9 protein-coding genes and 2 pseudogenes are annotated in these 12,387 nt (G+C 66.9%); 6 read left to right on the top strand and 5 right to left on the bottom strand.

The features are described 5' to 3' along the window. Nucleotides 1-2 precede the first annotated feature (2 nt). Nucleotides 3-428, bottom strand: coding sequence for a hypothetical protein (locus tag ACFV2X_RS54465; RefSeq protein WP_385631504.1), 426 nt, complete (start codon nt 426-428; stop codon nt 3-5). 323 nt (nt 429-751) lie between these two features. On the opposite strand from ACFV2X_RS54465, the gene istA reads away from it, so the two are divergent. After that, nucleotides 752-2,002 carry an IS21 family transposase gene (istA, locus tag ACFV2X_RS54460; protein ID WP_385631501.1) on the top strand — a complete coding sequence of 417 codons (1,251 nt, stop codon included), beginning with the start codon at nt 752-754 and terminating at the stop codon, nt 2,000-2,002. Continuing rightward, nucleotides 2,002-2,856 (top strand): IS21-like element helper ATPase IstB, encoded by an 855-nt coding sequence (gene istB / locus ACFV2X_RS54455; RefSeq protein WP_385631499.1) that lies wholly within the window; start codon nt 2,002-2,004, stop codon nt 2,854-2,856. The genes istA and istB overlap by 1 nt, the downstream gene beginning before the upstream one ends. A 40-nt stretch (nt 2,857-2,896) precedes the next feature. Here the strand turns inward: istB and ACFV2X_RS54450 are convergent, their stop codons facing one another. Both ACFV2X_RS54450 and ACFV2X_RS54445 read right to left on the bottom strand, forming a co-directional pair. Continuing rightward, entirely contained in the window at nt 2,897-3,817 is a 921-nt protein-coding gene (locus ACFV2X_RS54450) for a hypothetical protein (RefSeq protein ID WP_385631497.1), read from the bottom strand. Continuing rightward, nucleotides 3,814-3,972: a hypothetical protein gene (locus ACFV2X_RS54445; protein ID WP_385631494.1), complete on the bottom strand. Its 159-nt coding sequence runs from the start codon at nt 3,970-3,972 to the stop codon at nt 3,814-3,816. The genes ACFV2X_RS54450 and ACFV2X_RS54445 overlap by 4 nt, the downstream gene beginning before the upstream one ends. Before the next feature lie 806 nt (nt 3,973-4,778). Here ACFV2X_RS54445 and ACFV2X_RS54440 point away from each other — a divergent pair. The 4 genes and pseudogenes from ACFV2X_RS54440 to ACFV2X_RS54425 all read left to right on the top strand — a co-directional run. Next, a pseudogene (locus tag ACFV2X_RS54440) lies at nt 4,779-4,916 on the top strand (transposase); the annotation flags it as partial. A 92-nt stretch (nt 4,917-5,008) separates the two neighbouring features. Further along, a pseudogene (locus tag ACFV2X_RS54435) lies at nt 5,009-6,100 on the top strand (integrase core domain-containing protein). A gap of 179 nt (nt 6,101-6,279) precedes the next feature. After that, entirely contained in the window at nt 6,280-8,007 is a 1,728-nt protein-coding gene (locus tag ACFV2X_RS54430) for a hypothetical protein (RefSeq protein WP_385631491.1), read from the top strand. 94 nt (nt 8,008-8,101) lie between these two features. After that, the gene (locus ACFV2X_RS54425) at nt 8,102-10,906 is read left to right on the top strand and encodes a tetratricopeptide repeat protein (RefSeq protein ID WP_385631488.1); all 2,805 of its coding nucleotides are present in this window, start codon (nt 8,102-8,104) and stop codon (nt 10,904-10,906) included. 38 nt (nt 10,907-10,944) lie between these two features. Here the strand turns inward: ACFV2X_RS54425 and ACFV2X_RS54420 are convergent, their stop codons facing one another. After that, nucleotides 10,945-11,145, bottom strand: a complete 201-nt coding sequence (locus tag ACFV2X_RS54420) for a hypothetical protein (RefSeq protein WP_385631486.1) — start codon at nt 11,143-11,145, stop codon at nt 10,945-10,947. A 105-nt stretch (nt 11,146-11,250) separates the two neighbouring features. After that, nucleotides 11,251-12,342, bottom strand: a complete 1,092-nt coding sequence (locus ACFV2X_RS54415; protein ID WP_385631483.1) for an integrase core domain-containing protein — start codon at nt 12,340-12,342, stop codon at nt 11,251-11,253. Nucleotides 12,343-12,387: the final 45 nt, after the last annotated feature.

The following is a 12,387-nucleotide window of genomic DNA, read 5'->3' as shown; positions in this document are numbered from 1 at the left end:
CCTCACGATCTCCGTACCGACGCCGGCCACCACCCTGCGGGCGGGTCGGCACCTCCGGAACCACCCGCTGGAACAACTCCCACAGCCCGTCCGGCGGCCGTGAGAGAGGCGAGTAGGGTGAGCGCGGGCTGCGCGATGTCGGCGCTTGAGCTCAGGAGCGCCCGGAGCCGCTCCAGCCGGGTGCTGGCGGCCGCCGGGTCCAGCAGGGAGCCGGAGCCGATTCGGGCGATGTCGTGGATCGTGCTGGCGGCCTCCTCCCGGTCAGCGGCGGCCATGTCCCTGCTTGTCAGGACCAGACGCAGCAGCTGCGTCAGGTCGTCTGCTCGGATGGCCGTGCCGTGCGCGTTTTGGAAGTCCCGGATGACGGTGTCCTGCGGCCGGTTGATGAACGTGGTGTTCTCGCCCTGGAAGTAAAAGTTCTCCGGCATAGTGGCTCCCGCGGTTTCGAGGATGACCTGACTGTTGCTGACAGTGATTCCGCCTGGTGGTGGGATGGCCGCCCGCATGGCCGATCTGATGGCGAGCTGGGCCGCCCGGAGGGCTTCGAATGCAGTTGCGTCGGCAGCACGGGCGGAGGAGGACAGCATCGCGCGCAGAGCCTCGTCAGCACGCGGGCCGCTCCCAGTCTTCAAGTCCGTCGATCGCTCTCGGCGACGGTCGAAATCTGACCCTTTGACGGCGTGTCAATAATGACCCACTTGTGGATTTTCATCTGATTCTTGGCCTTGGTGATCAAGGTCAGGAGGGAAGGGTGATCCTCGTGGAAGACTGGGCAGAGATCCGTCGTCTGCACCGGGCGGAGCAGATGCCGATCAGGGCAATCGCGCGGCATCTGGGAATCTCGAAGAACACGGTCAAGCGGGCCCTGGCGAACGACCGGCCACCGAAGTATCAGCGGCCCGCGAAGGGCTCGGCGGTTGATGCAGTCGAGGTGCAGATCCGCGAGCTCCTGCGGGAGACCCCGACGATGCCCGCGACAGTGATCGCAGAGCGGATCGGGTGGGACCGGGGGATGACGATCCTCAAGGACCGGATCCGTGAGCTCCGACCCGCCTACCTCCCCGTCGACCCCGTCTCCCGCACGACCTATCGGCCCGGTGAGCTGGCCCAGTGTGACCTCTGGTTCCCGGAAGCGGAGATCCCACTGGGCTATGGGCAGGCCGGTCGGCCGCCGGTGCTGGTGATGGTGTCCGGATACTCGCGGGTGATCGCAGCCCGCATGCTGCCCTCGCGGAGGACCGGCGACCTGATCGACGGGCACTGGCGGCTGCTGTCGCAATGGGGTGCCGTTCCCAAGATGCTGGTCTGGGACAACGAGACAGGCATCGGCCGAGGGCGTCCCACATCGGAGTTCGCCGCGTTCGCGGGCCTGCTCGCCACGAAGATCTACTTGTGTCGCCCGCGGGATCCGGAAGCCAAAGGGCTGGTGGAGCGGGCGAACGGCTATCTGGAGACCTCGTTCCTGCCCGGGCGACACTTCAGCGGACCGGACGACTTCAACACACAGCTGAGCGAGTGGTTGAAGGTCGCCAACCGGCGAGTCCACCGCACGCTCGGTGCCCGCCCGGCCGACCGGTGGGAAGCGGACCGGGCCGGAATGCTCACCCTGCCCGCGGTCGACCCGCCGACCTGGTGGCGGTTCTCCACCCGGCTGGGCCGTGACCACTACGTCCGCGTCGACACCTGCGACTACTCCGTCGACCCCGCGGCCATCGGTCACCACGTCACCGTGCTGACCGACAACGACCAGGTCATCGTCCTGGCCACCGACGGGGAGATCGTGGCCCAGCATGCCCGCTGCTGGGCCCGCCACCAGACTCTGACCGACCCCGAGCATGCCGAGGCAGGCCACATCGTGCGACATCAGACACGCCGTCGCCCCACGGGTCAGATCCAGGCCGTCGGCGGCGGCCTGCTAGTGGAGGTCGAACAGCGCGAGCTGGGCACCTATGACCGGTTGTTCACCGTCATCGACGGCGGTGCCGACAAGGAGGCAGGCTGATGCCCCGCACTGCCACCAACGACGGCGACGTCGCACTGGCCCAGCCCGTCGACAAGGTCCCGGCCGCAGGCCGCCGCACCAGCCAGCAGACCTCTTCCGAACTGGCCTTCCTGGCCCGGGCCCTGAAGGCACCGGCCCTGCTGGACGCCGCCGGCCGGCTCGCCGAACGAGCCCGCAAGGAATCCTGGACCCACGCCGAATACCTCGTCGCCTGCCTCCAGCGCGAGGTTTCCGCCCGTGAATCGCACGGCGGCGAAGCCCGAGTACGGGCCGCCCGCTTCCCCGCGATCAAGACGATCGAGGAACTCGATGTCACCCATCTGCGCGGCCTGACGCGCCAGCAACTGGCCCATCTGGGCACCTTGGACTTCATCGCGGGCAAAGAGAACGTCGTCTTCCTCGGGCCGCCCGGCACAGGGAAGACACACCTGGCCATCGGCCTTGCGGTCCGGGCCTGCCAGGCCGGACACCGCGTCGCCTTCGCCACCGCCGCCGAGTGGGTCGACCGGCTCGCCGCAGCCCACCAGGCCGGAAACCTGGCCGCCGAGCTCACCCGGCTCGGCCGCTACCCGCTGATCGTGGTCGACGAGGTCGGCTACATCCCCTTCGAATCGGAGGCCGCCAACCTGTTCTTCCAGCTGATCTCGAACCGATACGAACGCGCGTCCGTGATCGTCACCAGCAACAAACCCTTCGGGCGCTGGGGAGAGGTCTTCGGCGACGAGACCGTGGCCGCAGCCATGATCGACCGACTCGTCCACCACGCCGAGGTCCACTCCCTCAAAGGAGACTCCTACCGCATGCGCGGACGCGAACTCGGACGCACCCCCACTGACACCACCGACAACGACTGAACCGACACCACCGGGTCAAATTTCAACCGCCCAAAGTGGGTCACGACTCAGCCGACGCCGACAATCGCAAAAAGTCCCAGTACGTAGGGCTTCTTCGCGAGGGTGAGAGCGCGTCATAGCCGCCCAGCAGTCGTGCATGCTCGGGCAGCGTCTGTGCACGGGCGGGCAGAGTGCGTAGGACTGCCGCGATCTCCCCGAAGAGGGCACGGAAGTACGCCGTCGAGGGGTGCTCGATCCGGAAGACAAGCTTGTCGCCCTCGTATAACGGGCCGTGCCGTGAATGGAAGAAGACGAGGCATGGCAGCTGCTCAGGGCCGAGACCTAGCATGGAGGCGATCTCGTAGGCGCCCTGCGGGTCGTACGGCGTCCACCGCAGCCAGCGCATTGCCGACATCACCCGGTACAGCTCGGGTTCCATGTGGCGGCGCCAGTACTTCCTGGCAGTCGACCAGCCCTGGCGCCGCTCCACGACGAAGACGCGGGTGGCGGGGCCGGACAGGACGTTCAGATCGTCGAAGTGGGTGCGAACGTACGTCGCGAGCTCGACGTCGGCCTGGGTGTAGAGCAGCACGCCCCATAACCGGAGGCGATCCTTCGGTACGGTGGTGTTCTCCGCCAGCTGAAGCCAGTGCAGCAGCTCCGCCGGGTTCTGGGGCGGCAGCATCTGGAGGCAGCCGCTGTCCGGGTGCTCGATGGACAGGACCAGCAAGTCGCCGTCGGTCAGGTTCAGTTCGGACAGAGGAAGGCGGCTGTCCAGGCGCTCGTCCAGCACGGGGTCGGACAGCCAGACATCGAGGATGTTGTCGGCGTACGTCGACTGGATTTCCTCTTCCTGTATGCGTTCCGGGGCGACCACTCCGACGCGGCGGGCCTCGGCCAGACAGATCGTCTTCAGCTCTCCGACGGTCATGCGGGCCAAGTCGGCGTCGGGGACGTCGACCTCGAACAACTTCTTGCTCACGCGGCGGATGAGTCTCTCCACCGCTCGATGCCGTCGGACGGGCCGAACTCGCCCCTGTAGAACATTTCCTCCAGCTTGAAGAAGAAGCCGCCTCCGTAGCAGTTGTCCGAGATGGCTCTGCGGCCCCCGGCACGCAGATCGATCGTCAGCTTCATCCCCCGCCCCTTCGTGAGGCACCAGAGCCTGCTGCGATTATGAACGGGGAAACGGCCGCGCGGTGTCGGCTTGCCGTATTCAATGCCCTGTGCCGCAGCTCTGGGTGCCCCTTGGCATCTGCCTCGGCGGACAGCTTCTGCCAGGTTCGCCTCGGCAGCCGGCCGGTCAGGTGAGCTCGCCTACTACCGCTGTCTCACTTGAACCGCTGCCTCTGGCTGGACTGGTGCGAGTCAGGGATCCAGGTGGCGGGTGGTGGAGACTTTCCACTGAGGGAAGAGCAGGCCAGGCTCGAGGGCACCAGCTCCGCCGCGGCCCCTCCTGGGTCCGCTGGGTCACCCTCGCGATGCTCGTCCATGCCTTCCTGGCCATCGTCCGTACCGAGCAACACGCCCGCCGACCTCAGAGGGGCTGCTGCCGCACGGCAGGCCGCTGGGGCGTCGCGGCGTCGGCTGTCCTGTGCCTTCGAAGGTTGGTGATCGGTGAGGCGGGTCGGCAATGGGTGCCGGAGAACGGGGCGGACAGCAGAACGGGCACGAATCCACGTGATCATGGAGTCATACCTTTCAAGCGTGGGTTTCCGCTGGTCATTCGTAAGATCGGTGGGCCCAGGGGCTCCAGGTATGGCTGTCATGGAGGAGCCGATCGGATGGCTCAGAGAACATGGCCGCCCGGAGCCCCGCGACGACTCGACCGCCAATTGGGATGCGCGACTTGATCGCTCTGTAGGACTACGTCGGCGAGGTCGTCTGCGGGATGGACTGACGACGAGCTGACGGAGGTGGCCGTGCCCCAGATCTGGGCCGGGATGGACATCGGCAAGGAGCATCACCACTGCGTGGTGCTCAACGAGCGGGGCGAACGGCTGCTGTCCCGCCGAGTCCTGAATGACGAGGCGGCCCTGCTGGAGCTGATTCGCGACGTCCTGGACATCAACCAGGACGTTGTGGGTACCGAAAACCTCATCCGTAGGCTGTGACCTGCAGGATTAAGGATGCGGCTGAGAGTCACCGGGCTGGTACGCCAGGATGATCCATCGTGCTGCTGCGACTCCTCTACCTCACGCTTACCAACGTGTTCGCTCTCCTGCGGCTGCTGCCGATGAGCGACACCGACAAGAACGTCGAGATTCTCACCCTGCGCCACCAACTGGCCGTCCTTCAACGCCAGGTCGCCAAACCCCGACTCACTCCGCCCGACCGCACATTCCTCGCCGCCCTGCTGCACCGGCTCCCCCCACCACACTCCGGCGACTTCATCTGATCGTCTCCCCCGACACGGTCCTCCGCTGGCACCGCGACCTCCTACACCGCCGCCACGCCAACGCCTCCCGCCCCAAACGGCCAGGACGACCAAGCCACCCACCGCAGCATCCAAACCCTCATCCTGCGCATGGTCCGAGAAAACCCGAGCTGGGGATACAGAAGAATCCACGGCGAACTCGCCACCCTCGGGATCAAGGTAGCCCCCTCCACGGTATGGGAGATCCTCCAACACAACGGCATCGATCCCGCACCCCAGCGCGACCGCCAGACCTGGACCACCTTCCTCCGCGGCCAAGCACACGCAATTCTTGCCGCCAACTTCTTCCAAACCCGGACGCTGACCGGAGCACGCCTGTACGTCTTCGCCGCCATCGAGCACGCCACGCGGCGTATCCGCGTCCTCGGCGCAACCGCCCACCCCACCGCAGCGTGGACCACCCAACTTGCCCGGAACCTCGCCATGGACCTCCACGGGGCCGGCGCGACGGTGAAGTATCTGATCCGTGACCGCGACCGCAGATACACGGATGCCTTCGACGCCGTACTCGAAGACGAAGGCGTCGCCATCATCAAGACCGGTATCCGCGTACCCCGCATGAACGCAGTAATGGAACGCTGGATCCGCTCCTGCAGAACCGAACTCCTCGACCGCACCCTCATCTGGAACCAAGCGCACCTCCTGCACGCACTCCGCGAATACGAAACCTTCTACAACCAGCACCGACCCCACCGCACCCTCCGCGCCGCAGCACCCCTGCGCCCACTCCCCCGTCTCCTCGCCAATCCCGAACAGCTCAACCGCCTCGATATCCGGCGGAAGGACCAACTCGGCGGCACTCTCCACACCTATGAACATGCCGCCTGACCAGCTCGGATGTAATAATCGGCACCCACAACTGCCCTGCGGCGCCTGTCCTGGCATCCCCACCGTGTTCTCGACAGGACGAGTCTGGTCGGCTCGTGAGCCGGAGGCGTCCGTCATGGTCTGGTGGCCGGCGAGGTCAGGTGTCAGTTGCGGTTGAGGCTTCTCAAGGCTCAGGAATAGTGCACGGTTGGAATAACCCTCTCCCGCCAGTAATCCAGGAGATCCAGCGCGGATCGCTGACCCAGTACTTCGGAGCCCCGGCCATCGCCTCACGAAAGACGAAGGGCGATGCCTCGAAGCCCCGGGACAACTGGTGGATCATCGAACCCGTCGCACAGGCCATCGCGGTTGCAGAGCAGTTGTCCTGGCACGAGACCCACATCTTCGCGAGCCTCACGCCGCCCGGCGAAGGCAGGGCGCCCGGTAGCGCCGGAATCATCGCGGCGGAGGACATCGACATGTTCGTGGCCGCCGTCAACGCCAATCGGGAGAGCACCGGGCTCGACGAGATCCCGGCCGCGCACGTACGGCCGCATATGTTCCGCCGCACCATGTCGATCATCGCCAGCCAGCAGCCGGATGGCGAGATCGCGCTGGGGATCCAGCTGAAGCACGCCGCCCGCCGAGCGCGGGCCAACGGCCTCACTGGCGCCTGCGGCCGACTCGACGCCAAGTGGGCGAAGGAGTTCGACACCCAGTTGCAGACCGCGGCCGCGCAGAAGCTCGTCTCGCTCCTCAAGGCCCGCCACCGCGGGGAGACCGTCGCGGCCGGCCCCGGTGCGGCCCGATTCCATGCCGCCCTCGACCAGGTCAACGACGTCATCGATCAGACCCCGAGACTGCGGGGCCAGGTCGCCGACGAACGGCTGCAAATCACGCTTCTCCGCGACGAGTTCGCCAACCTCCACCTCGGCACGATCAACCACTGCCTGTGGAACGCACCCACCGCAGAGTGCCAGAACCAGCTCCCTCCCGAGCAACGGGGCCAAGAGCCCCTGCTCGGAGCCTGTCAGCCGTCCCGCTGCCGCAACTCGGTTCTCGTGTCGGCCCACGAGCGCATCTGGCGCCTCGACGAGGACCACCTGCTGGCCCTGCTGAACACAAAGCTGTCCAAGCCCCGCCGCGAACTGGGAGAACCGGCTCGCCGAGGTGCGCGCGGGCATCACGCAGATCGAGAAATTGAAGGTGAATGCCTGATGCCGGTATCCGAAGCCACAGCGACCAAGCTCCGCGAGGCCATGGCCCGACTCCTGGCCGGACAGCCCCTGCGCTGCGACGGCGCGCTGACCAAGGAGAACCTCGCGCGGGAGGCTCAGGTCAGCCATGCCACCGTGCACCGCGCCGACGACATCTTGGCCGAGTGGAACGCCCAGGTAGCCAGTCCCGTCCTTCGCACGCCTGGCGAGGTTCAACGCGATGAGACGATCGCCGAGCTCAGGAGCCGCCTTCGCAAGGCGAATGCGAGGGCCAGCGAGCTGCAGGACAAACTCGACGCTCTGGCTGCTGTGACCGCGAACCGAGTTGAAGAAGAAGGCGAACCGCCGACAGCAGGACCGACTGGCGGTTCTGACTGGCGGTACCGATCCGGCCTCCGACTGATCAGGGTCCGTCAACGAGCCGTCCTACGGGGTCTTTCAGATCAGGTCTACAGCCTCGGCGACGGCCTTCAGCAGGTAGAAGGTCCCGGTGAAGGCGGCGCCGGTGGCCATGAGGATGGCGAGCCTGGAGGAGAGTTCCTGGGCGGCGATCTGGTGGACGTGCTGTGCGACGACAACCGCCAACAGCACGATGACGATCACGGTCTCGATGGTCTGGTTCATGGCGGCAGAATCCGCGCGAGAGGACGGCGGGAACCGATCGCGGGACAGATCGGGATTCCGGATGTTCCGTGCCTGTCGGAACCCTAGGCTGACCGGGCGGGACGACGGTGGCGGGCGAGGCTGGCCGGTGCGGCACGGGACACTCCGGGATGGTGATGCCGGGGGAACGGGAGGTCGGGGCATGGTGGTGACATCGGTCGCGGACCGGGCGCGCCAGGAGTTCGTGAAGGGACTGCTCAGACTGCGCAACAACGCGCACGCGACGAACGTCGCTCTCCACCGGGCCTCTAAGCGTCTCGTCGAGGAAGGCACGCCAGCGGTAAGGGTGTTGAGCACCACCGGGCTGAGCAAGCTGCTGAGAGAGGAAGGGAAGGAGGTGCCGGACTGGGATCTGGTACGCACCTTCGTGCTCGCCTGCAAACGGCACGCCTCCGACACCGCCGTACCGCTGGAACCGGCCGAGGCCAACCTGAGGGTGTGGGACCGGCGGCTGTCCGCCCTCCAGGAGGTGCTGCGCCTCCTGGACGAGGTCGGAGGGGGCGACGGACAGGAAGTCGCCGCCACCGTACCCAGGGCCTCACTGACGCTCCCCGCTGCGCCGAGCGTCTTCACCGGCCGAGACGGGGAACTGCGTCGTCTCCTCGACGTCCTTGCCCCGCCACGAGGTGACGGTCCGAGCGGAGCGGTGGTCTCCGCTGCGGCGGCCGTCGCAGGGATGGGAGGCATCGGCAAGACGGCGCTGGCACTGGCGGCCTCCCACCACGCCGTGGACCACGGATGGTTCACCGACACCTACTCGGTGAACCTGCGCGGCTACGACCCCGTCCCCGTCACGGCCCACCAGGCCCTGGAGTCCCTGCTGCGGGCCATGGACACCGCACCGGAGGACATCCCGCCGACCCAGCCGGAACGGGAGGGGACGTACCGCTCGGCGCTGGCCGCGCTGGCGAGGACGGGACGGCGCGTGCTGATCCTGGCGGACAACGCCTCCGACTCCGACCAGATCCTGCCGCTGCTGCCCGGACCCGGCCCGCACCGCCTGCTGGCCACCTCACGCCACACCCATCCACGACTGGCCTCCCAGGGCGCACTGCTGGTCGACCTCAGCACACTCCAGCCCGGACCGGACGGCGATCCGGCCGTCGATCTGCTGCGGGACGTCCTGAGACGGGCCGGCCGCGAGCTCGACGACCAGGAGGCGGCCGAGCGCCTGGTCGCCCTGTGCGGCCGTGTCCCACTGGTCCTGCACATTGCCGCCGGCCTTCTCATCCTCGAACCGGGCCGCACGCTCGCCGGCCTCACCGCCGACCTCGCGGGCGCCGACTCCCGCCTGAACCACCTCGACGACGGCGAACGCGCCCTGCGCGCCGCCTTCGACCTCTCCTACCGCCACCTGCAGCCGGACACCGCCCGCCTCTTCCGCCTCCTCGCCCTGAACCCGGGTCCCGACCTGGGCCTGCCCGCCGTGGCCGCGCTGACGGACGAGGACGGGCTCCGGATCCGTGCGGGGCTGCGGGAGCTTGTGCGGGGGCATCTGCTGGAGAGCGCCGACGAGCGGTGGTCTATGCACGACCTGGTACGGGACTACGCGATGCACCATGCCCGGTCCTCCGATCCGGCGGAGGTGAACTCGCCAGACGGACCGGCGCTGTTGCGACTGTTGAACTACTACGCAGACGGGGCGCAGGCTGCCAACGCATACCTGGCAGCTCCGCTCGAGCGAATCGCCGACGCCGGTGACACCGACCGCTTCGACGACCGGGGACAGGCGCTGGCCTGGCTACGAGCCGAGCACGCCAATCTGCTCGCTGTGCCCCAGGCAGCGATGGACATGGGAGAGTTGGAGATCGCCATCGGCGTTCTTGACGATCTCTGCGACTACCTGACGCGTGGCCGGTACTTCGACGACCTGATCACAGTCAGTACGACGGCGTACGTGGTCGCTCACCTCACCGGCGGCCATCCGCGTGACATAGCGATCGCCTTGCGCCTGCGTGGACAGGCACTGACCAACGTACGCCGCTTCGAGGAGGCGGAGAGGCTGCTCCGCGTGGCCGCCGACGTATTCAGGCTCTGCAGCGACGACGTTGCCGCTGCGAACGCCCTGAATGATATCGGCACTGCCCAGAGAGGGCTGCGACGATTCGAGCAGGCCGTGGAGACCCACGCGGAGGCCGCGGAGCTGTCCCGGAACGTCGGACATCAGCCCGGTTACGTCGCAGCTCTGCAAAATCAGGGCAACAGCCTGCAGGAGCTCAGGCGTTACAGCGAGGCCATCCCGCTGCACACGAAGGTCGCCGACATCAGTCTGCGACTCAAGGACGACCGGCTGCGGGCAAATGCATGCCTCAGCTTGTGCAATGCCCTGTGCTTTGAGGGACGGTACGAGGAAGCCGAAGCGGCGATCACCACCGCGATCGACCTCTACGAAAGCCTCGGCGACGAGTACACCAAGGTTTGTGCCGAGGCCAACCGAGCAGGCGTCCTGCTGGGGATGGGGCGCAGAGCGGAGGGCACCGAGGCGCACAGAGCCGCGGCCGACATGTTCCGCGAGTTGGGTGATGAGCACGACGAGGCTGGAACGCGGTACCGCCTGGCCCTGGCCCTGGCCGAGGACGAACGCCTTGTCGAGGCGATCGCCGCGTTCCGTATGGCTGCCGACATCTTTCACCAGCTCGGAGACAGGTACGAGGAAGCCAGGTCACGGCTCTCCCTTGGAACGACACTCATGCATACGGCCGACTGGCCGCAGGGCTTCCAAGAGTTGAACGAAGCGGTCCAGGCGTACGCCGAGACAGGCGCCGCGGTCGAGCTGGGCACCACCTTTGAGCTCCTGGCCAGTTTGCACGAGGCCCTGAACCAGCGGGAACTGGCCCGCGAGAGCTGGCTCGCCGCCGTACAGGTCTATGAAGCGGCCGGGGACGAGGAATCGGCGGTGCGGGCACACCGAGCCGCTGACGCAGTCCAGAAACACGGCCATACCTGAAGGACTCTGTTGGTCGATGTGATCTGGGCTTTTGTCGGTCAGGCCGCGAGAGTGAGGACGAGTTGTTCGTAGTGGGAGACTCGTGTCGTGCCCAGGGGGGTTCCGGTCCACCAGGCGTCGAGTCGGTAGAGGTTGAGGGCGGCTGCGGTCAGGACCTGGGCCAATGAGGTCTTGGCGAGGCCACGGTAGCGAGTACGCCGGGTGCCAGTGCGCCGCACCTGCGGGGCTCGAATAATCATCGCTCCTGGTCAAGCGGCGTATCTGTACTCGTTGATCACGCCGCCGAGGACGCGAGTGCGCAGGACTCTGCGGCTGTGCGGGTGCCGATAAATCATCCGTGCGGTTCACGCCGCTCGTTGGTATTCGTGGAGGGTTCCGCCGAGTCGGTCTCGTCGGCTGACTTCCTGGTGGGCGAGTTGGGCTTGTTGGGTGATGGGTGTGGGTAGCGGGCGGCAGGGGGCGGCTTGTTCCAGGGCTCTGTGCGGGCGGTGCTCGTTGTAGAAGGATTCGTACTCGCGCAGGGCGTGGAGAAGGTGGCTCTGGTTCCAGATCAGGGTCCGGTCCAGGAGTTCGGTGGCGCAGGTCTGTATCCAGCGCTCCATGAGTGAATTCATACGCGGTATCCGAATGCCGGTGGTGACGACCTTGAGACCGGCATCGGTCAGCAGGGCGTCGAAGGCGGCTGTGAACTTCGAATCGCGGTCGCGGATCAGGAACCGTGCCCTGCTGCCCGCGTCCTCGAGATCCATGAGGAGGTTGCGTCCGAGCTGCACGATCCAGTCCCCGGTGGGGTGTGCCGTGGCGCCGAGGACCCTGATACGACGGGTGGAGTGCTCGATGACAGCAAAGACGTACAAGCGCGCCCCCGTCAGCGTGCGGACTTCGAACAGGTCGGAGGCGAGAATGGCCTTGGCCTGGCTGCGGAGGAAGTCCGCCCAGGTGGTGCTCTGCCGTTCGGGTGCGGGTGGGATGCTGTGCTCGCGGAGTATCTCCCAGATGGTTGAGGCGGCGACCTTGATCCCCAGCGCTGCGAGTTCGCCGTGGATCCGGCGATACCCCCACGCGGTATTCTCCCTGGCCAGGCGCAGGACCAGGGCGCGGATCGAGCGGATGGTGCGTGGGCGTCCGCGTCGCCTGGGTACGCAGGTCGCGGCATGGCGCCGCCGTAGCAGCTCGCGATGCCAGCGCAAGACCGTCTCGGGGCGGACCAGCAGCAGATGGTGCCGCCGTCTGTCTTTGGGGAGGCGGTGGAGCAGGCCGGCGAGGACGGCACGGTCGCTGTCGGTGAAGCCCGGCTTGCCGACCTGACGTTGCAGGACCAGCAGCTGGTGCCGGAGTACGAGGATCTCGATGTCCTTCTCTTTGTCGCTCATCGGCAGGAAACGTAGGAACGCCAGGGCGTTGGTCGCGGCGAGGTAGGCCAGGCGCAGCAGCACGACAGATCATGATGCCGCCCCGGCCCTTTGCGGGTGAAGGCACTT

Source organism: Streptomyces sp. NPDC059679 (genome assembly GCF_042734105.1).
Taxonomy (GTDB): domain Bacteria; phylum Actinomycetota; class Actinomycetes; order Streptomycetales; family Streptomycetaceae; genus Streptomyces.
The sequence above is the reverse complement of the archived record's forward strand: the minus strand, read 5'-3'. Positions and strand labels throughout refer to the sequence as shown.